Source organism: Amycolatopsis sp. NPDC114503, from assembly GCF_055633655.1.
Map to the genome: position 1 here is coordinate 383050 of NZ_JBVKDT010000005.1, position 19756 is coordinate 402805.

Consider the following 19756-nt stretch of genomic DNA (forward strand, 5'->3'; position numbering starts at 1 on the left):
ACGACATGGGCCGCTGGGAACCGAACGCACGCGAACGCTTGGAGCGGGCCGCGCTCGACCTGTTCGCCGAACGCGGCTACGACCAGACCACTGTCGCCGAAATCGCCGAACGCGCCGGTCTCACGAAGCGGACCTTCTTCCGCTATTTCGCCGACAAACGGGAGGTGCTGTTCGGCGGCCAGGAGGAACTGACCCGGCTGTTTTCCGAGAGCATCGCCGGCGCGCCAGCGGACGCGACGCCGTTCGAAGCGGTCGGCGGGGCACTGGATGCCGTCGCCGCGGTTTTCACCGGCGAGCGACTGCCTCAGGCCCGCGCGCGGCAGCCGGTCGTGGCGGCGAACAGCGAACTGCTCGAACGCGAATTGCTCAAGCGCACCAAGATGGTCCAGGCCATGCACGACGCGCTCGCCGCACGCGGATTCGGCGAGCCGACCGCGCGTGTCGCGGCCGAATTGGGCTGCCTCGCGTTCGGAACGGCCTTCCACCGATGGATCGAGGAAGGCAACCGGCGGAAGTTCGGCGCGCTGGCGGGCGAGGCGCTCGACGAATTGCGCACCGCGACCGCGGCCTTGGGCTAGGCGAGCAGAGACTTCGCCAGCGTCGGCAGATCAACGCCGGCCACGCCGTCCAGCACATGCCACGGCGCGAGCCACGACTCGGCAGCAAGCTCGTCGTACACCGCGGCACAACGCTGCTGCAGCGAATCGTCCGACTCGAACGCGTCCCGCGCCCGCGCCGCGTCCGACTCCGCCCGGCGCACCGCCCGCTCGGCAGCGACCTCCGGGCTCACCCGCAGCAGCAGATGCGCATCCGGCCGCGGCAACCCGAACCGCGTCACCTCGAGGTCCCAAACCCACTGCACCACAGCGCCATCAGCGTGCTCGCGCAGGCGCGCGGCGGCGTACGCGGCATTCGAGGCGACGTAGCGATCCAGCAAGACCACGTCGTTGGCCGCGAGCAGTTCGCGGATCTCGTCAGCCGCGCCGCTGCGGTCGAGGGCGTAGAGCATCGCCATTCCGTACACCGAATCGGCGAGGTCGCCGTGCCCGCGATGCAGCGCTTCCCGCACCAGATCGGCGTGCACGCTGCGGCCGTAACGCGGGAAGGCGAGACTGCCGACGCTCGCGCCGACGTCCTTCAGCGCAGCAGTCAGCCCCTCGGACAACGTGCGCTTGCCCGCGCCGTCCAAACCTTCGATTACGACCAGTCGCCCCACGCCGTCGAAGATACTTGGTGGCGTCCTCAGGCCGTCTCGCGGCGCGCGCGGACGAAGCCGAAGTAACCCACCGGCACCGCGACCAGGAGCCCGGCGAGGCACAGCAGCGGAATCCAGTCGTCGCCGTGCGGCTGCGCCGGCGTGCTCTGGCCGTCCCTCGGCACCACCTCGCCGCGCGGCACGGCCGTAAGGTGGGCGTTGCCGGTGTCAGCGGGCTGCGCCGCGCCCGCGCCCGGAGCCGACACCGGCAACGCCAGGCCCGTGAACGCCACGAGGAGCAGCAAGCGTCCGACGTGCCTTCGGCAAGTGGTCGAGGACCGCCGGACGCGCCCGGCAGTGCTCCCCACGTGATTCGGTTTCCCCAAGCCCATGACGCACCTCCCGCCTAGACGTGGCCAGTGGTGGTCACAACGGTGAACCGGTCGATCACTCCGAGCAAGATGCCCGTCCGGCGACGGGGGTGTTCCGGGTCGGCGGTGGAACACGGAACGGTTACCCTTCCGTGGCCAAGCACACCAAACGGGGGCCGGACCCGTGACCGCGCGCTGCTAACGTGAACGTTCCGCGGCATTCACGCCCAGCGCACGGGCGGCGTTGAAGGGACAGCGGTGGCACGAGACGGGGATGGCCCACTGATCATGGAACCTGGCCGGCGCGGCGCGGGTGAACTGCCGCCCGAGCTCGGCGAAGCACTGCGATCCGGAGAATTCCACCAGGCGCTGCGGCTCGCGATCGCGCATCGCGGCCTGTCGCTCGCCCGGCTGCGGGCGCACCTCGCGCTCCGCGGCGTCCACATCGGACAGTCGACGCTGAGCTACTGGCAGCGCGGGCTCCGCCAGCCGGAGGTGCCGAAGGCGCTGCCCGCGGTCCGCGCGCTGGAGTCGGTGCTGCAGCTGCCTGCCGACTCGCTGGTGGTGCTGATCGGCCCGCGCACGGCGCGTCCGCGCGGGCACCAGGCGGCGGCGTCGTTCCACGACCTGCGCTCGGGCGAGATGGGCGCGATCGTCGAGCAGCTGATGAGCGACCTCGGCGCGGCGCCGGCGTCGCGGCAGTCGAACTCCGACCTGGAAATGCTGTCGGTGCACGACCAGATCACCATCGACGAGCAGCAGCACCAGGTCAAATTCCGGACCCGGCTGGTCACCCGCGCGCGGCGGCACGGCCCGGACCGGTACGTGGCCGTCTACAACGGCGACCCCGGCTGCCGGATCGACGACGTCGAGCTGATCACCGCCGAAGGCTGCCGCGTCGGCCGGATCCGCAGGCACCCGGCCCGCGAGACGATGGCGACGGAGCTGCTTTTCGACCGGAAGCTCGCCGAGGGCGAGATCCACGTTTTCTGCTTCGAAATCCACGACAATTCCGCCGTGACGTTCCCCGGGTACTACCGGATGCTGCGCGACCAATGCGCGAGCTATCTGCTGCAACTGCAGTTCGCGCCCACCGCGATGCCCGCCCGGATCACCCGCGAGGTCCGCGCCCGCGACGACGCCCTTCCGGTCGAGGCGGAGGAATTGCCGTGCGACACCGGCGGCGTCACGAGCGGGTATTTCCGCGACACCGGCCCGGGGCTGGCCGGGATCGCGGTGGAATGGAACTGAGTTTTATCCGTCGACCCGCTGCGGCGTGCCCTTGGTGATGCGGACCAGTTCGTCGAACGTCGTCGGGAAGACGGCGTTCGGCGTACCGGCCGCGGCCCACACCTCGCCGTACTGCCGCAACGCCTCGTCGACCACGGTTTCCAGCGGAGCCGGGTGCCCGACCGGCGAGACCCCGCCGATCGCCTGCCCGGTGGCCGCGCGCACCTCGTCCGGCTTGGCCCGGCGGATCCGGCCGCGCCCGAGCTTCGCGGCGAGCGCGTCGACGTCGACCCGGTGCGCGCCGCTGGTCAAGACCAGCAGCGGGGCGTCGTCGGCCATGAAGACCAGGCTGTTCGCGATCGCGCCGACCGGACAGCCCAGCGTTGCCGCCGCCTCGGCCGCCGTCCGCGTGGACTGCGGGAGAGTCCGCGCCTGACCAGTGACGCCTGCCTCGTCGAGCGCGTCCTGCACGTTCTGCATTGCCGACATCCGCACACCTCCTGCTGTTCTGTAAACAGAACACTAGACTAGGCCGGGTGTCGACGTCACCCGCCCCGGACGGCCGCGCCCTCGCCGCGGCGGTCGGTACCCGCATCCGGACGCTGCGCACCCGCGCGGGCGTCGGCCTGACCACGCTCGCCGCCGACAGCGGCCTCGGCAAGGGGACGCTGTCGGAACTGGAAAACGGTCGCCGAAACCCGACGCTGGACACGTTGTTCGCCATCGCCACGGCGCTGTCGATCCCGTTGAGCGACTTGCTCTTCGGCGACGACGGCGTGGCCGAGGCGCACGGCGACAGCGTGGCCGCGACCCTGCTCGGCCGGTGGGAGGATCCGGACGGCGTGACCGAGGTGTACCGGCTGACGATCCATGAGCGAGTTCAGGTGTCGCATCCGCACAGCCCTGGGGTGCGGGAAGTGCTGACCGTGCTGACGGGGACGGCGGAGGTGGGGCCGGTTGACGCGCCGGTGACGGTTTCCGCGGCGGGGACGCATACGTTTATCGCGGAAACGGATCATGTTTATCGCGGAATTGGCGGGGAGGCTACGGCGGTGTTGACGATGCGCTATCCGCGTTAGCGAACGAGGAGTCCATTGGCTTTTGCCGCATCGGCCTGACGCGCGTCACAGGTCACCACCGTGACGGGTTCGCCGCCGGTGAGGTCAGCGGTTTCCCGCATCGCGACCGCCAGGTGAAGCGCGTCCAGCGTGCGAAGGGAATAGTTCTCGATGACCAATCGCTGCGCTGCAGGAAAAACGCGCGAAGGCCGAAACGGGATCACGCCTAACGTCGAAGTACGACTCATAGCATCGAACTGATCCAGGAAATCCCGCGCATCCGGGATACGCCCGGAACGCTTGGCCGCCGCCATCGCGCTAGCGAACTCAATCCGGGTCAGCTCACTCGTAAGAACCCGATTCCGGCCGCTCGCGAGCAAGTCGCGCAGCTCAGCATGCTCAGGTTCGTCAGCGAAGAACACCCGCACGACCGCACTCGTATCGGCGTAATAGACGGTCACCATTCACCCCGCGTCCAGTCGAGCGCCTCGCCGACCGACGTGCCCCATCCGGCCGAACGCCGCTCCAATTCGTCGAGGCCGACCGGCTCCCGTTCGGGCTCGAAGGCGATCAGCTTGCCCTCGGCGAGCAGCCGGGCTTTCCATGCCTCCGGCGTCTCTTCCCGGTTGAGGGCGTCACTGAGCACCTCGGTGACCAGGTCGTTCATGCTGCGACCCTCAGCCTCGGCCCTGGCCTTGAGCCGAGCGTGCAACTCGTCGTCGACACGAGTGATCAATTGCTTCACCACACCATGATAACACGTCACCCATTAGAGATATCAGGTGTTTTCAATTGCAGACAAAAGCCGCCCCGAAACGCATTCCGGGGCGGCTTCAGCGTCAATGATCAGTAACGGTAGTGCTCCGACTTGAACGGGCCCTCCACGTCCACGTCGATGTATTCCGCCTGTTCCTTCGACAGCTTCGTCAGCTCGCCGCCCAGTGCTTCCAGGTGGATCCGGGCGACCTTTTCGTCCAGCTTCTTCGGGAGGCGGTAGACCTCCTTGTCGTACTCCTCAGTCTTGGTGAAGAGTTCGACCTGTGCGATGACCTGGTTCGCGAAGCTGTTCGACATCACGAAGCTCGGGTGCCCGGTCGCGTTGCCCAGGTTCAGCAAGCGGCCCTCCGACAGCACGAGGATGCTCTTGCCGTCCGGGAACACCCACTCGTCGACCTGCGGCTTGATGTTCACGCGCCGCACGCCGGGGTAGCGGGCGAGACCGGCCATGTCGAGTTCGTTGTCGAAGTGGCCGATGTTGCCGACGATCGCCTGGTGCTTCATCCGCGCCATGTGCTCGACCATCACCACGTTCTTGTTGCCCGTGGTGGTCACGTAGATGTCGCCCTCGTCCAGCACCGTCTCCAGGCGCTTGACCTCATAGCCGTCCATCATCGCCTGCAGCGCGCAGATCGGGTCGATCTCGGTGATGATCACCCGGGCGCCCTGGCCGCGCAGCGATTCCGCCGCGCCCTTGCCGACGTCGCCGTAGCCGCAGACCACCGCGACCTTGCCGCCGATCAGCACGTCGGTGCCGCGGTTGATGCCGTCGATCAGCGAGTGCCGGATGCCGTAGCGGTTGTCGAACTTCGACTTCGTCACCGAGTCGTTGACGTTGATCGCCGGGAACAGCAGCTCGCCCGCGGCCGCCAGCTGGTACAGCCGCAGCACGCCGGTGGTCGTCTCCTCGGTGACGCCCTTGACGCTCTGCCCGATGGCGGTCCACTTGCCCTTGTCCGCCGCGACCGAGGCACGCAGCAGCTCGAGGAAGACCTTCCACTCTTCGGGGTCCTCGTCGTCGGCGGACGGAACCACGCCTGCCTTCTCGTACTCGGTGCCCTTGTGCACCAGCATGGTGGCGTCGCCGCCGTCGTCGAGGATCATGTTCGGGCCTTCGCCCTCCCACGTGAGCATCCGCTCAGTGCACCACCAGTATTCCTCGAGCGTTTCGCCCTTCCAGGCGAACACCGGGACGCCCTTGGGCTCCTCGGCGGTGCCGTGCGGCCCGACGACGACCGCGGCCGCGGCGTGGTCCTGGGTGGAGAAAATGTTGCACGAAGCCCAGCGCACCTCCGCGCCGAGCGCCACCAGCGTCTCGATCAGCACCGCGGTCTGCACGGTCATGTGCAGCGAACCGGCGATTCGCGCCCCGCGCAGCGGGTACACCTCAGCGTATTCGCGACGCAGCGCCATCAAGCCGGGCATCTCGTGCTCGGCGAGCCGGATCTCCTTCCGGCCGAACTCGGCGGCCTCGAGATCGGCGACGGCGAATTCGAGGCCGCCCCGGGTGTCGTGCCGCTTGACAACGCTTTCGGGGGTCATAGTGCGGTTCCTCCAAGGTTTGATGGCACCTGAACAGTACCGTTGTCGGCTCGACCCTGACTCGAACGGATGAGGAGAGAATCACCGTGCCCGCCCCGCTCCCCGGCCCTGACACCCGCATCGTCGAAATGAGGGTGTCCGGACTCGTGGGCACGAGCGGCGAGACGCTCCTCGACACGGTCCAGACCGTCGACGTCGCCGGCGACGAACTCGGCCGCGTGGTGCGCCCTGCCGACCGGCTGCGGCGTCCGGCACCCGGTCCGGTGGTGCCCGCGCTCGGCCGGTCGATCCCGCGCACCGTCGAAGGCTACCTGTGGAGCGGCATGACGTCCGGCGGCGTCGCGAAGGCCGCCTGGGCGCTGCTGTTCCCGTTCTCGCTGGCGAACGTCGCGTTCTGGATGCTGCCGCCGGTGCACCGCGGCCGCTGGCTCGGCGGCCTGTGCCGCGGCCTGCTGCGGATCGCCTCGGTGCTGCTCACCATGCTGCTGGTCAGCCAGGTCGCGGCGGCCGTGCTGGACCTCGTCGCGACGCAATGCCTCGCACCCGGGCGAGCGTGCCTGACCTGGGTGACTCCGGAGCTGCGCAAGGGCCCGCTGCGCATCGGCGTCGGCGTCGCAGTGCTCCTGGCCTTGGTCTACGTCCTGCACCGGATCTCGTCCACGAACTGGCGCGTTCGCCCGCCCGAACAACCCGGCCGCAAAGGCGTCCCGATGCGGTTGCGCGCAGATCCGGAAGCGCCCGGAATGTCCGCGACACACGCGGTTGCCGCACTTGCCTGCATTGCCTTGCTGTTGCTCGGCGGCCCCTTCCACGTGCCCACGAAAATCCCCCAATTGATCGCGTGGATCTGCACTCTCGCGCTCGTCCTCGCGGTCCTGATCGGAAGCGCGATCGGCAGCGACACCGGCGCCATCGCCCGCCGAAGCCTGATCACCTTCGCGACGCTGCTGGTCATCTTCTCCGCCGTGCTGGCCAAGCCGGTCGACAACCGGCTCCCCGGCGTCGACAACACCGTCGAAGGCCTCGGCGGCTCACTGCTCGTGGTCACCTTGCTGTTCGCACTCGCGCTGATCCCGTCAGCGCTGCTGGCGCGCTCAGCCTGGCGCGACCGCCCGCGCCGGCTCCGCCCGTGGCTCGGCGGCTGGGCCGCGGCCCCGGTTCTCGCCCTGGCCGGACTCCTCGGCGGCGGTTTCGGCGCCGGGCTGGCGATCGCCGTCCGAAAACTGCTCCGCGCCGAAAAGCTTTCCCTGCCCACGACGTACGACCTGGTCACCGTCCTGTGGGGCGGCGGACTGGGCCTGATGGCCCTGCTGGCCATCGCGGGGTACGCCATCGGCGTGCCGCTGCGCCGACGCCGGCGCGGCATCCCGCCCATCGTCGAACTGATGGAACACGACGAGCAGCAAGAACAAGACGCCGCGCGAGCCTGGGCCCGCTCCGCCTGGGAACGGCGGCACCTGCACCACCTGGCGTTGATCGTCGCGCTGGGCCTGTGCGTCGGCGCGATCGCCCTGCTCGTCGTGCGGTTCGGCTTCAACCTGCAGCCAGGCTGGTTCACCACCGTCTCGGCGATCGGCGTATTCGCCCTAGGCGCGCTGGCCGCCGGCCTGCTGCGAGTGGTCTACTCCGCGGCCCGCTCCCCCCAGCGAAGCCGGCACCTGGGTGCGCTGGCGGACCTCGTCTCCTTCTGGCCGCGCGCCGCACACCCCGGCGTACCGCCTTGCTACGCGCTCAAAGTCGTCCCCGAACTGGCCGAGCGAGTCAAGGAACATCTGGCCGAACCCGGCACCCGCGTCGTGCTGTCCGGCCTGAACCTGGGCAGCATCCTCACGGTGCTCACGGCTGCCCAGCTCTGCGCCGAACTTCCCCCGGACGAACGCAATCGAGTCGGCCTGCTCACCGCGGGCTCACCTCTGCAGTGGGGCTACCAACGGGCCTTCCCCGCAGTCCTGCCACAGGATTCGCTGGCCGAACTGTTCGCCTCGCTGGACGGCCGCTGGCGCGCGCTGTGCCGGGGAACAGACATCTTCGGCGGCGGCGTAACCACCTGGCGGCACCAGACAAGCAACGGCCACCTGCTGGGCGAGGGCTACCTCCCCGAAGGCAAGTGGGGAGCTTTGGAAGCAACTCCGGACGACGCGGGAGTCCTCATCCTCGGCGGCGACCACTGGGTGCCTGACCCCCTGCGAGCCCCCGACGGCCGCAGCCGCTGGGCCCCCGGAGTCCTCAAGCACACCGAGTACCTGGCCGATCCGGAGTGGGACAACGCAGTCGCGATGGCCGCGGGGCTGGGCCGCCCCAACGGCCGCGCCCGCTCCCTGGGCGAACAAGGTTCCCTCTTCGGCGACCTGCCCCGCCCCCGCTGAAAACGACGGTGCCGGGTCTCGTGAGGGGAGATTCCCTCACGAGACCCGGCATCGGGCGTTCAGATCAGTTGGTGCCGCGGCGACGCAGCTTCAGCAGCACGAGCAGACCGCCGCCGGCGACGATCAGCACGCCGGCGATCCAGAACAGCCAGGCGTTGTCGAACCCGGTGTTGGCCAGGCCGCCGCCGGTGCCGTTCTGGTTGCCCGCCGGGACGACGGCCGGGGCGCTGGTGGTGGCGGGAGCGGAGGTCGTACCTGCCGGGGCCGAGGAAGTCGTCGGGGTGCCCGGCTTGGTGGTCGGGGCTTCCGAGGTCGAGGGGGCCGGAGTCGTGGTCGGGGTCTCCGAGACCGGCGGCTTGGTCGGCGCGGTCTTGGTCCCGCACGCGAACCAGTGGCTGATCGTGGGCAGCTGCTCGCCGTGGTTGAACGGCGAGCGCAGCTTCTCCCACGGCGGCGTGGCCGACATGCCGCGCTTGCCCGGCACGTACGTGTTGTAGCCGGGGCCGCCCTTGACCACGATCGCGGTGACCGTGACGCCCTCGCCGACGGCCGTGACGTTCAGGTACTGGTCCTTCTGCGTTCCGCCGGTGACGGTGAGGTCGCCCGCGCCGAGCAGGTCGCCGGACACCTTCGCCTGCGCGCAGGTCGTCGCGTTGCCCTCGGTCGGCTTCGCCCGGCTGTCGTCCGTGGTGCAGGCGAGAGCCGAGGTCGCGGTGCCGAGCAGGGCGAGTCCGGCCACCGCGGCGACCGTGAAACCGGCACGCAGTCTGGTGCTGATGGGCATGGAGTTACTCCTCAGGGAAAAATCCGAACGGGGGATAACACACGCGGAGAACTGCGACCCCCGTAGGAACCCCGACCACTGTTCGTGCGAATTACCCGAGAGTGATTAACCCGTCAGAGGGAAGACGACGCGGAGGGTATCGCACCCTCAGAAGTCCTTCTCCGCCGGGACCGGGCAGCCGCCCGAACCGAGATCCGCGAGTTGCGCATCCGTGACCACCGGCTCGCCGACCACGGGAAACGGCCCGCCGTCCAAGGTGGACGGCGGGCCGTTGGGAACGACGGGGAGCGGGTCAGTCGGCGACCGGCGGCGCGGATTCGGGCACCGCGCCTCCCTGTCCGACGCCCGACTGGCGCTTCCCGAGCAGCGAATGCCGCCGGCTGTAGGCGAAGTAGATGACCACGCCGATGATCATCCAGACGACAAACCGCAGCCAGGTCAGCACGGTCAGGTTCAGCATCAGCCACAGGCACGCCAGGATCGCCAGCGGCGCGATGACCCACACGGCGGGCACGCGGAAGGCGCGCGTCAGGTCCGGGCGCGTCTTGCGCAGCACCAGCACGCCCGCGGACACGAGGATGAACGCGAACAGCGTGCCGACGTTGACCATTTCCTCGAGCTTGTCGGCCGGGAAGAACGTCGCACCCGCCGCGACCAGTGCGCCGACCACGATCGTCGCGCGCTTCGGCGTCCCGCGGTCGCTCGTCTTGGCCAGCGAACGCGGCATGAGGCCGTCGCGGGACATCGCGAAGATGATCCGCACCTGGCCGAGCATCAGGACCATGACGACGGTGGTCAGGCCGGCCAGCGCGCCGACGGAGATGATGTTCGCGGCCCAGTCGACGCCGTTGGCGGAGAACGCGGTGGCGAGCGTCTTGTGGCTGCCGTCGCCCGCCGAGGTCGAGAGATCGGTGTAGGGCACCATGCCGACGACCACGAGCGACACCGCGACGTACAGGACGGTCACGATCGCCAGCGAGCCGAAAATGCCGCGCGGCACGGCCTTCTGCGGGTTGCGGGTCTCCTCCGCGGTGGTCGCGACGATGTCGAACCCGATGAACGCGAAGAACACGATCGACGCGCCCGCCAGCAGCCCGAAAATGCCGAACGAACTGCTGCCGCCGCCCGCGATGAGCGAGAACAGCGACTGGTCGACGCCGCTCGACCCGGACCCGGCGGGTTTGCCCTCGGGGACGAACGGCGTGTAGTTGCTGGACTTGATGTAGAAGATGCCGAGGATGACCACGAACAGCACGACGGCGACCTTGATCCCGGTGATCACCATCGAGAACCGCGACGACAGCTTCGTGCCGAGCACCAGCAACGTCACCAGCGCGGCGACGACGATGAACGCTCCCCAGTCGATGCCGAAGCCGCCGCCGAGATCGATCGACGTTTTGGTGCCCTTGCCGAAGATGTACTCCAGCACCGTCTGCAGGTAGGACGACCAGCCCTTGGCGACCGCGGCGGCGCCGACGGCCAGCTCCAGAATCAGGTCCCAGCCGATGATCCACGCCATGAACTCGCCGAAGGTGGCGTAGGAGAACGTGTACGCGCTGCCCGCGACCGGGACAGTCGAAGCGAATTCGGCGTAGCACAACGCGGCGAGCGCGCAGGCGATCGCGGCGATGACGAACGCGACGGACACCGACGGCCCGGCGAAATCGCCCGCCGTGCGCGCGGTGAGCGTGAAGATTCCGGCGCCGATGACCACCGCCACGCCGAAGACCGTGAGGTCCCAGGCGCTCAGGTTTCTGCGGAGTTTCGTCTCCGGCTCATCGGTGTCCGAAATGGACTGCTCGATTGATTTGGTGCGCCACAACCCAGTGCCGGGCAACTTTGACCTCCTGCGGTGACCTTCGTGGGGACCGGGCGCCACCCTAGCCTGTCAGTTGGGCGCCAGCTGTCCGGACAGTCAGCGCGTCTCGCGGTCGAGGTCGGGCTCCAGGTAAATCAGCGTCGCGACGGGAACCTTCGCGCGCACGCGGGCCTCCGCGTCGTCGATCGCGCCGGCGATCGCGGCGGTGTCGAGGCCGGGCACGAGCGCGAGCTTCGCGGCGACGAGCAGTTCGTCCGGGCCGAGGTACTGGGTGCGAATGTGGATGACCCGCTCGACCTTGCCCGCAGCGAGTTCGTCCACGATGGTCGCGAGATCGGTGTCGGTCGCGCCCTCGCCGATCAGCAGGCTCTTCATCTCGATGATCAGGATGACCGCGATGACGCCCAGCAGCGCGCCGATGAAGACAGTGCCGATGCCGTCGAAAACGGGGTTGCCGGTCAGCACCGACAATCCGACGCCGAGCAAGGCGAACACGAGGCCGAGCAGCGCGCCGGAGTCCTCCAGCAGCACGACCGGCAGTTCGGGCTCCTTGGCCTGGCGGATGAACCGCCACCAGCTCACATTGCCCTTGATCTTGCGCGATTCGCCCATCGCGGTGAGGAAGCTGTACCCCTCGAGACAGATCGCGACGACCAGAATAACCACCGCGACAACCGGAGTGTCCAGCGGCTGCGGCTCGATGATCTTGTGAATGCCCTCGTACAGCGCGAACGCCGCGCCGAGCGTGAAGAGCATGAGCGCGACGATGAACGAGTAGAAGTAGCGGTCCCGGCCGAAGCCGAACGGATGCTCCCGGGTCGCGCGCCGCTTGGAGGTCTTCTGCCCGAGCAGCAGCAACCCCTGGTTCGACGTGTCGGCGAGCGAGTGCACCGCCTCCGCCAGCATCGACGACGACCCGGTGACCAGGAAGCCGACGAACTTGGCCACCGCGATCCCGGCGTTGGCGGCGAGCGCCGCGATGATCGCCTTGGTTCCCCCGCCAGCTGACACTTCCCGCTCCCTGCTCCGCGCCCGAATTGCCCGGTGGGAGCCTAGAGGAGCCTTGGGGGAGGGAAGCGCTGGGCTGCCACCCTTCCCGCTCTTCCTCGTTGAGGTATCCGATCGGATACCTTTCTCGTGGTATCCTATCGGATACATAGCGGCCTTGGAGGACGGCGACGATGCGCACAGCCGAACTGCTCACGACAGCACGCAAGGCAGCGGACTTGAGCCAGCAAGAACTGGCTCAGCGAGCGGGCACCTCGCGACCCACCCTGTCCGCGTACGAGAGGGGCAAGAAGTCGCCCACTGTCGACACAGTCATCCGCCTGCTCGCCGGGGCGGGATTCACGCTTGCCCTTGAGCCGCAGCTCCTTTTCCACGAACACACGACCAGCGGCCGTTCGATTTCGGTACCCGCCAGCTTGCCCCGGCTGGCCCTCGCGAAAGCCTTCGCGAGGGTTGCTCTGCCGATCGAACTCAACTGGTCAGAACCGGAACGCCGCTTCGACCTCGCCGTACGCGCGGAACGGGCCCGCGTCTACGAGATCGTGTTGAGAGAGGGCACCAGCGAACACATCGCGGAATACATCGATGGCGCATTGCTGATCGACCTGTGGGACGAATTGGTCCTTCCTCGGGGCGTGCGAGCCGCGTGGGCTCCGCTCATTGAGAGCGTCCGGCCGGTCGCTGCGTCGTGACCGCGCCCGAGGGGCTGACTTCGTTCCAGGTGGCTGTCGCGAAGGTCTTCTTCGAACTGCCGCAAAGCGATGGATTCCTGCTCGCCGGCGGCGCGGCTCTGCTGGCGCAACAGTTGACGACCCGGCCGGGCTTCGACACCTCGGTGTTCGCGCAGATGCTCGGCTCCCTGTCCCGCTTCGAAGACCGGGACCTGCCAATCGCGCTCTCCCAGGTCTCCGCTCTGCGCCGTTTCTTCGCGACCTGGTCCGCCGAACTGAATGTCTGAAGTCAGCTCACAGCTCACAAGCCCCAGCAGTAGCCCGGAACAGCTGCGACCGCGCCCCGCTCCCCGGCCGCACCCGCACCGCCGGATCCGCGGCGGGCAGCCACACCGACTGCCCCCGCTGCAGCTCCACCCGTTCCCCGTCCGAGGCGAGCACCAGAAGATCCCCTTCGGTGCACAACAGGATCTGCGGCCCGGCCGAGTCGACCTCCAGCTCGGCGTCGTCCCCAGCCGCCCATTCCATTCGCGACAGTTCGAATTCCGGCGCGTCCGTGTGGTACACCGCCATCCGCTGGCCGGCGCATTCTCCGTGCTGCACCGGCATTTCCCCGCACGCGAAGTCGACCACGCGCAGCAGTTCCGGCACGTCCACGTGCTTCGGCGTGAGCCCGCAGCGCAGGATGTTGTCCGAGTTCGCCAGGATCTCCACCGCGGTCCCGTGCAGGTACAGGTGCAGGTTCCCGGCAGGCAGGTAGATCGCCTCGCCGGCACGCAGCGTCAGGCGGTTGAGCAGCAACGCCGCCAGGACACCGGCGTCGCGCGGGTGCGCCTCGCCCAGTTCCAGGATCGTGCGGCATTCGGTCGCGAACTCGCCGTGGTCCTGGACGTGCCGGACGCACGCGTCGAGCACCTCCGGCAGCAATTCGTCCAGCGAGGACTGCGGCAGCGTGATCCAGGTGGTGAACAGCGCACGCAGACCGGCCGGATCCGGTTGGGCTTCCAGCAGGCCGGTGTACTTGCCCAGCCCGGGCGTCTCGATCGCCTTCAGCAGTTTGACCGTGCGGTGCGGGTCGCGGAACCCGGCCAGCGCGTGGAACTCCGTCAGCGCGCAGACCAGCTCCGGCTTCGCCGTCGGGTCCGGATAGTTCCGGTTCGCGGCGTCGCGCGGGATGCCCAGCTTCTCCTCGCGGGCGTGGCCTTCGGCAGCCTGCGCCGCGGACGGGTGTGCCTGCATCGACAGCGGTTCTTCCGCGGCGAGGATCTTCAGCAGGAACGGCAGCCGGTTGCCCCAGCGTCGCGCGCAATCCTCGCCCAGCTGGCCGACCGGATCGGCGTCGACGAGTTCGAGCAGGCTCACCTCGGCGCCGTCCGGGCCGAGCACGTGCGACGGGTCCCCCGGGTGCGCTCCCATCCACAGCTCGGCTTCGGGGTGCGGCGCCGGCACCGGACGTCCCTGCAGCTGCGGGATGGCCGTTCGCGATCCCCAGGCGTAGGGCCGTACGGCGTTGCGCAACAGCTCCACTGTCAACTCCCAATCCTTCCCGTCGGCACTGGGCCGACGCACGCGGCGGCGGAACCGCCTGCCCGCGTTCCCCCCTGCTCCCTCAGGCGGAGGCCGGTTCGTATCTTCCGGCCCCGCCGATGCTGCCCGCCGCCAGCCCCAGGTACACCGCGGCCAGCTCGAACCGCAGCGCCAGCACCGCGGCGCGGACGATCTCGTCGGCCTCGATCTCCTCGGCGGGCGCGATCAGGTCCGCGCCCGGCAGGAACTCCTCGGCTTGGTACCGGGCCGCCTCGGTGGCCGGACCGGTCCGCACCGACAGCAGCAGCACCCGCGTCGCGACTCCACCAGGAGAGTCGTCCGGGTCGGCGAAAATGTCTCGCTCCACGCCGCCTGATTGTGCGATCCGGCGCAAGGCCGGGCGAGCGAGCGCCTGCCGGTAGTCCTCCACGTCGCACACCAGCGCGGCGTGCGCGGCGAACGCGTGCGCCGCGTGCTCGCCGACCGCCACCGCGACCGGGTCGAGCCCCCACAGCAGCGGCACCCGGTCCGCGACCCGCAGCGCGAGCGCCTTCGCCGGATTGGCGAACGACTCGCGCGCCAGGTAGTCCTTCTCCGCTTCGAGGTCGAGCTGGTCAGCGAGCGCCTGCACGTCCGCGACCAGCAGGCCGAGCGCGTTCGCGGTGAGCAGCCCGGCGGCCAGCCCGCGCGGGAACGCCAGCTCCGGCGGCACCGGAACGCGCGGCGCGAGCAGCACGCCCTTGCCCGCCACCGCCGCCGCGACCGGCCCCTCCGCCGGCGCGGACAGCACCACCGACGCGCCGAACCGGGCGGCGCGCTCCAGCGAAGCGGCCAGCTCGCGGTCGCCCGCGTCGTCGGTGTGCGCGAACACCACGTCCAGCGCGCCGATCCAGGCCGGCACCGATTCGGCCACCACGACCGGCACCGGGCACGACGGCGCGAGCAGCGCGGCCAGCAGCCGGGTGAGCGTGCGGCTCACCCCTGGCCGGTCGATGAGCACGAGCGAACGCGGACGCCCGACGTCCAGCCGGTCGCTCAGCTCCAGTTCGGCCGCCGCCTCGGCGGTGGCCCGCACCTGCGCGCCCGCCATCGCGGCGGCGCGCAGCAACCCCGCGCGGTCGGCGTCGGCCAGCCGCGCGGAGTCGTCGAGCAGGGAATCGTCAAGCATGGTCAAGCACTGTCGCCGTGGTCAGCCGAGCCGGGCAGCGTCGCCTCGTCGAGCAGCAAGACCGGGATCCCGTCGCGCACCGGGTACACCCGGCCGCATTCGGTGCAGGTCAGCGCGTCCGCCTCGGCGTCGTCCGGCGTGCCGGGACGCAGCGGAGCGTGATCCGGCGACGGGCACGCGAGGATCTCCAGCAGCTGTGCGTCAAGCGTGATGGCCATAGTTCCTCCATACCACGCGTCGTTGGGGTGTTAAGGGCGCCTTCCGGACACAATCCGGCACCAGCGGGTCAGGCCCGGACAATGGCCAGCACCTCGGCGGTGAGCGCCTCGACCGCGGCCCGGTCGGCGGCCTCCACGTTGAGCCGCAGCAGCGGTTCGGTGTTGGACGGGCGCAGGTTGAACCACGCGCCGCCGGGCAGCTGCACGGTGAGCCCGTCCAGCTCGTCGATCTCGACGCCGGACTTGCCCGCGTACGCGTCCTTCACCGCGAGCATCCGCGCGACCTGGTCGCCGACCGTCGAGTTGATCTCGCCGGACGCCGCGTAGCGCGAGAAGTCCTGGGTGAGCGCGGACAGCGGCCCGTTCTGCTCGCCGAGCGCGGCGAGGACGTGCAGCGCGGCCAGCATGCCGGTGTCGGCACGCCAGAAATCGCGGAAGTAGTAGTGCGCGGAGTGCTCACCGCCGAAAATCGCACCGGTGCGGGCCATCTCGGCCTTGATGAAGGAGTGCCCGACGCGCGTGCGCACCGGCTTGCCGCCGTGCTCGGACACGATCTCCGGCACGCCCTTCGACGTGATCAGGTTGTGGATGACCGTCCCGCCCGGCTCCTTCGCCAGCTCGCGCACCGCGACCAGCGCGGTGATCGCGCTCGGCGACACCGGCTCGCCGCGCTCGTCGACGACGAAGCAGCGGTCCGCGTCGCCGTCGAACGCCAGCCCGGCGTCCGCGCCGACCTCGCGCACCTTGGCCTGCAGGTCGACGATGTTGGCCGGGTCGAGCGGGTTGGCCTCGTGGTTCGGGAAGGTGCCGTCGAGCTCGAAGTACATCGGCACGACGTCGATCGGCAGGCCCTCGAAGACCGTCGGGACGGTGTGCCCGCCCATGCCGTTGCCGGCGTCGACCACGACCTTGAGCGGCCGCGAGCCGGAGAGGTCGACGAGATTGCGCAGGTAGGCGGCGTAGTCGCTGAGGACGTCGCGCTCGGAGACGGTGCCGCGCTGTCCGTCGAAGGCGGGAACGCCCTGCTCGACGGTGTCGCGGATCTCGGCGAGGCCGGTGTCCTGCCCGACCGGGGAGGCTCCGGCGCGGCACATCTTGATGCCGTTGTACTTCGCGGGGTTGTGGCTGGCGGTGAACATCGCGCCGGGCAGGTTGAGCGAACCGGACGCGAAGTAGAGCTGGTCGGTGCTGGCCAGGCCGATCGACACCACGTCGAGGCCCTGCGAGGTGACCCCGTCGGCGAACGCCTCGGCCAGGCCGGGCGACGAGTCGCGCATGTCGTGGCCGATCACGACGGCCGGCGCCTCGGGCTTGATGAGCAGCGCGAACGCGGCCCCGAAGTCCCGGACGAGGGCGGCGTCCAGCTGCTCGCCGACCACGCCGCGAATGTCGTAGGCCTTCACGATGCCCGAAAGGTCTGGCACGCCTTCTCCCCGCCGCTAGTTCCGTGGCGACGCCAGTCGCGCCGCGGGCGAAAGCCTACCGGGCGGGAGGACGGCTCAGGCGCGCCCCGGGAGGACGCGCAGATGGCCGCGCCTGCCGGAGGGGCCTTCCGGCTCGGGCTGCGCCGCCGGGACGTCGGAGCGACCGGCCTCGCGCACCGCCTCGGCCAGCGCGGTCAGCTCGTCGGCGGACTGCTCCGGAGCGGCGAAGGCCCCCTCGTGGCGGACGACTTCCCAGCCCTTCGGGACGGTCAGCCGCAGCGCGTGGGCCTCGCACAGGTCGTAGGAATGCGGTTCGGAAGCGGTGGCCAGCGGTCCGACGACCGCGGTCGAGTCCTGGTAGGCATACGTGAGCGTGGCGACAGCGGGTTCGAGGCAACCCGTTCGCGAACATTTCCGTACGCTCCGCACGATCCGAAACGATAGCGCGTCGCCGCAAGCGAGTACCGGCGACACGCGCGTTGTCCTGGCGACCGCATAGACTTGGACGGTGGCGACGGCTCGTGACTACCGACAACGGCAGCGAATGCGACGGGACCGGCACGGCCGGGGCCTGCGCGGGACGCTCTATCCAGCGTCCCTGCCCGCGGCGGCGAGCCGCGCGGAGCGCTTCGACGCGCTGGTGCTGGACGCCCTGGAGCCCATCGAGGCCCGCTGGCGACACGAACTGACGAAACTGGACGTAGCGGTAGACGACGTCCCAGAAGTCCGCCTGGACGGCCGAGCCCCCGCAGACGGCGTACTTCACGACGGCGCAGTACCGCTGTCACGCCTGGTCCCAGCCGGAGTAGACCGCACCGGCCTCCCCACCCGCGCCCGCATCGTCCTGTACCGACGCCCCCTGGAAGCACGGGCAAAAGACCCCTCAGAACTGGCAGACCTAGTCCACGACGTCCTAGTCGAACAGGTAGCCGGCTACCTAGGCGTAGAACCAGACGTCATCGAAGGCGACTAACGCCCCGTTACCGTTTTTCGTGGTTCCTGATCAAGGAGCTGTGGTCGCCAGGCCTGGCATGACTGACGCCCCCAGTCGAGTGCATGATCCGGGGGGGGTGGTGTCACCGGGCCTGGTGGCATCGAGGGACCGCTGATAGGGACACGGCCGCCGGAAAGGCAGGTCTCGTCGTAACGTGGGTGCCGGCGCTCGATGCCTGACCGGCGACCACCCGGGACTCGGCGAAAGACCTGGTGATGAGCAGAAGTTACGGGGTGTTCCTCGGCCTGGACGTCGGCAAGGAGGCCCATCACGCGGTCGGCCTGGATCCGGACGGCAAACGCCTGCACGACGGGCCGCTGCCCAACAGCGAACCCAAGCTGCGGGCCCTGTTCGACACGCTCGCCGCGCACGGGCCGCTGCTGGTGGTGGTCGACCAGCCGGCGACGATCGGGGCGTTGCCGGTCGCCGTCGCCCGCGCCGCGGGTCACCAGGTGGCCTACCTGCCGGGCCTGGCGATGCGCCGGATCGCGGACCTCTATCCGGGCCGGGCGAAGACCGACGCGCGGGACGCGTTCGTCATCGCCGACGCGGCCCGCTCGCTGCCGCACACGCTGCGCCCGGTCGACGTCGGCGACGACGCCCTGGCCGAACTGGACGTGCTGGCCGGGTTCGACGACGACCTCGCCGCCGAGGCCACCCGGATCGGCAACCGCATCCGCGGCCTGCTCACCGGCATCCACCCCGCCCTCGAACGCGCCATCGGACCGCGCATCTCCCACCCGGCGGTGCTGGAAATCCTGTCCAGATGCGGCGGACCCGCCGGAATCCGCAAAGCCGGACGCCGCAAAATCACCGCCATCGCGAAAGCCCACGCGCCCCGCATGGGCGAGCGGCTGGTCGAGGCGATCACGACCGCGCTGGCCGAACAGACCGTCACCGTCCCGGGCACCGCAGCCGCCGACACCGTCCTGCCCCGGCTCGCGGACAGCCTGAAAACCGTTCTCCAGCAACGCAAACAAGTCGCCGAACAGGTCGAGGGGATACTCGATGCGCACCCTCTTGCCGGGGTCCTGACCTCGATGCCCGGCATCGGCGTCAGGACCGCAGCCCGCATCCTCCTCGAGATCGGCGACGCCTCCCACTTCGCCAGCTCCGCACACCTCGCCGCCTACGCCGACATCGCCCCCGTCACCCGCAGCTCCGGAACATCCATCAAAGGCGAACACCCCGCCCGCACCGGCAACCGCAAACTCAAGCGCGCGTTCTTCCTCGCCGCCTTCGCCGCCCTGTCCGACCCCACCAGCCGCGCCTACTACGACAAGAAAAGAGCCGAGGGCAAGAAGCACAACGCCGCCCTCATCTGCCTCGCCCGACGCCGCTGCGACGTCCTCTACGCCATGCTCCGCAACGGCACCCACTACCGACACCCCGAACCCGACTCCGCCCCGGCTGCGGCTTGACAACCACATAGGGACACCCCCCCACAGTCGAGGCACCCAGCCCCTCCCCCAACCCCGATACGAAGCCTCCCTGCGGTTCGGGGGTGCTTGTCAAGGCATCTTTCCCGCCTTGACAAGCACCCCCGAACCGTCAGCACAATCAAGCTTCGGGGTGGTGGGCGCCCACCAGGCCGCAATGTCGCC

At 69.5% G+C, this 19756-nt stretch carries 22 protein-coding genes; 8 read left to right on the forward strand and 14 right to left on the reverse strand.

Annotated features, from left to right (window positions below):
- Positions 1–5 precede the first annotated feature (5 nt).
- The gene (locus ACZ7OI_RS23560) at positions 6–578 is read left to right on the forward strand and encodes a TetR family transcriptional regulator (protein WP_470266334.1); all 573 of its coding nucleotides are present in this window, start codon (positions 6–8) and stop codon (positions 576–578) included.
- On the opposite strand, the gene ACZ7OI_RS23565 is transcribed toward ACZ7OI_RS23560, so the two are convergent.
- A complete protein-coding gene (locus tag ACZ7OI_RS23565; RefSeq protein WP_470266335.1) occupies positions 575–1216 on the reverse strand; it encodes a dTMP kinase in 642 nt (213 codons plus the stop codon). The two genes, ACZ7OI_RS23560 and ACZ7OI_RS23565, sit on opposite strands and share 4 nt — an antisense overlap.
- Before the next feature lie 26 nt (positions 1217–1242).
- On the reverse strand, positions 1243–1488 hold the full coding sequence (locus ACZ7OI_RS23570) for a hypothetical protein (protein WP_470266336.1): 246 nt from the start codon (positions 1486–1488) through the stop codon (positions 1243–1245).
- Between the two features lie 366 nt (positions 1489–1854).
- Here ACZ7OI_RS23570 and ACZ7OI_RS23575 point away from each other — a divergent pair, with 366 nt between their 5' ends.
- Complete coding sequence (locus tag ACZ7OI_RS23575; RefSeq protein WP_470266337.1) at positions 1855–2817, forward strand: hypothetical protein; 963 nt, start codon at positions 1855–1857, stop codon at positions 2815–2817.
- 3 nt (positions 2818–2820) lie between these two features.
- Here the strand turns inward: ACZ7OI_RS23575 and ACZ7OI_RS23580 are convergent, their stop codons facing one another.
- The gene (locus ACZ7OI_RS23580; protein WP_470266338.1) at positions 2821–3285 is read right to left on the reverse strand and encodes a YbaK/EbsC family protein; all 465 of its coding nucleotides are present in this window, start codon (positions 3283–3285) and stop codon (positions 2821–2823) included.
- 47 nt (positions 3286–3332) lie between these two features.
- Here ACZ7OI_RS23580 and ACZ7OI_RS23585 point away from each other — a divergent pair, with 47 nt between their 5' ends.
- Positions 3333–3875 carry a helix-turn-helix domain-containing protein gene (locus ACZ7OI_RS23585; RefSeq protein WP_470266339.1) on the forward strand — a complete coding sequence of 181 codons (543 nt, stop codon included), beginning with the start codon at positions 3333–3335 and terminating at the stop codon, positions 3873–3875.
- Here ACZ7OI_RS23585 and ACZ7OI_RS23590 read toward each other — a convergent pair.
- The 3 genes from ACZ7OI_RS23590 to ahcY form a co-directional block, all read right to left on the reverse strand.
- Positions 3872–4318 (reverse strand): type II toxin-antitoxin system VapC family toxin, encoded by a 447-nt coding sequence (locus ACZ7OI_RS23590; protein ID WP_470266340.1) that lies wholly within the window; start codon positions 4316–4318, stop codon positions 3872–3874. The two genes, ACZ7OI_RS23585 and ACZ7OI_RS23590, sit on opposite strands and share 4 nt — an antisense overlap.
- Positions 4312–4599, reverse strand: a complete 288-nt coding sequence (locus ACZ7OI_RS23595) for a FitA-like ribbon-helix-helix domain-containing protein (protein WP_470266341.1) — start codon at positions 4597–4599, stop codon at positions 4312–4314. The genes ACZ7OI_RS23590 and ACZ7OI_RS23595 overlap by 7 nt, the downstream gene beginning before the upstream one ends.
- A 101-nt stretch (positions 4600–4700) precedes the next feature.
- On the reverse strand, positions 4701–6173 hold the full coding sequence (gene ahcY / locus ACZ7OI_RS23600) for an adenosylhomocysteinase (RefSeq protein WP_470266342.1): 1473 nt from the start codon (positions 6171–6173) through the stop codon (positions 4701–4703).
- A gap of 128 nt (positions 6174–6301) precedes the next feature.
- On the opposite strand from ahcY, the gene ACZ7OI_RS23605 reads away from it, so the two are divergent.
- On the forward strand, positions 6302–8539 hold the full coding sequence (locus tag ACZ7OI_RS23605; protein WP_470266668.1) for a hypothetical protein: 2238 nt from the start codon (positions 6302–6304) through the stop codon (positions 8537–8539).
- Between the two features lie 64 nt (positions 8540–8603).
- On the opposite strand, the gene ACZ7OI_RS23610 is transcribed toward ACZ7OI_RS23605, so the two are convergent.
- The 3 genes from ACZ7OI_RS23610 to ACZ7OI_RS23620 form a co-directional block, all read right to left on the reverse strand.
- Positions 8604–9323, reverse strand: a complete 720-nt coding sequence (locus ACZ7OI_RS23610) for an LPXTG cell wall anchor domain-containing protein (protein WP_470266343.1) — start codon at positions 9321–9323, stop codon at positions 8604–8606.
- 292 nt (positions 9324–9615) lie between these two features.
- The gene (locus ACZ7OI_RS23615) at positions 9616–11160 is read right to left on the reverse strand and encodes an amino acid permease (protein ID WP_470266344.1); all 1545 of its coding nucleotides are present in this window, start codon (positions 11158–11160) and stop codon (positions 9616–9618) included.
- Positions 11161–11238: 78 nt separating this feature from the next.
- A complete protein-coding gene (locus ACZ7OI_RS23620) occupies positions 11239–12153 on the reverse strand; it encodes a cation diffusion facilitator family transporter (protein ID WP_470266345.1) in 915 nt (304 codons plus the stop codon).
- 170 nt (positions 12154–12323) lie between these two features.
- Here ACZ7OI_RS23620 and ACZ7OI_RS23625 point away from each other — a divergent pair, with 170 nt between their 5' ends.
- On the forward strand, positions 12324–12842 hold the full coding sequence (locus tag ACZ7OI_RS23625; RefSeq protein ID WP_470266346.1) for a helix-turn-helix domain-containing protein: 519 nt from the start codon (positions 12324–12326) through the stop codon (positions 12840–12842).
- A complete protein-coding gene (locus ACZ7OI_RS23630; protein WP_470266347.1) occupies positions 12839–13108 on the forward strand; it encodes a hypothetical protein in 270 nt (89 codons plus the stop codon). Before ACZ7OI_RS23625 ends, ACZ7OI_RS23630 begins: the two co-directional genes overlap by 4 nt.
- Before the next feature lie 7 nt (positions 13109–13115).
- On the opposite strand, the gene manA is transcribed toward ACZ7OI_RS23630, so the two are convergent.
- From manA to ACZ7OI_RS23655, 5 genes are all read right to left on the reverse strand, one after another.
- Complete coding sequence (manA, locus tag ACZ7OI_RS23635) at positions 13116–14348, reverse strand: mannose-6-phosphate isomerase, class I (protein ID WP_470266669.1); 1233 nt, start codon at positions 14346–14348, stop codon at positions 13116–13118.
- Between the two features lie 82 nt (positions 14349–14430).
- Positions 14431–15516, reverse strand: a complete 1086-nt coding sequence (locus tag ACZ7OI_RS23640; RefSeq protein ID WP_470266348.1) for a hypothetical protein — start codon at positions 15514–15516, stop codon at positions 14431–14433.
- Between the two features lie 2 nt (positions 15517–15518).
- Positions 15519–15734 carry a Trm112 family protein gene (locus ACZ7OI_RS23645; protein ID WP_344286243.1) on the reverse strand — a complete coding sequence of 72 codons (216 nt, stop codon included), beginning with the start codon at positions 15732–15734 and terminating at the stop codon, positions 15519–15521.
- 68 nt (positions 15735–15802) lie between these two features.
- Positions 15803–17158, reverse strand: a complete 1356-nt coding sequence (locus ACZ7OI_RS23650; protein ID WP_470266349.1) for a phosphomannomutase/phosphoglucomutase — start codon at positions 17156–17158, stop codon at positions 15803–15805.
- A 75-nt stretch (positions 17159–17233) separates the two neighbouring features.
- The gene (locus tag ACZ7OI_RS23655) at positions 17234–17587 is read right to left on the reverse strand and encodes a DUF3499 domain-containing protein (protein ID WP_116206536.1); all 354 of its coding nucleotides are present in this window, start codon (positions 17585–17587) and stop codon (positions 17234–17236) included.
- A gap of 115 nt (positions 17588–17702) precedes the next feature.
- Between ACZ7OI_RS23655 and ACZ7OI_RS23660 the strand changes: the two genes are divergently transcribed.
- Positions 17703–18131 (forward strand): metallopeptidase family protein, encoded by a 429-nt coding sequence (locus tag ACZ7OI_RS23660; protein ID WP_116206535.1) that lies wholly within the window; start codon positions 17703–17705, stop codon positions 18129–18131.
- 236 nt (positions 18132–18367) lie between these two features.
- Complete coding sequence (locus ACZ7OI_RS23665) at positions 18368–19573, forward strand: IS110 family RNA-guided transposase (RefSeq protein ID WP_470266350.1); 1206 nt, start codon at positions 18368–18370, stop codon at positions 19571–19573.
- Positions 19574–19756: the final 183 nt, after the last annotated feature.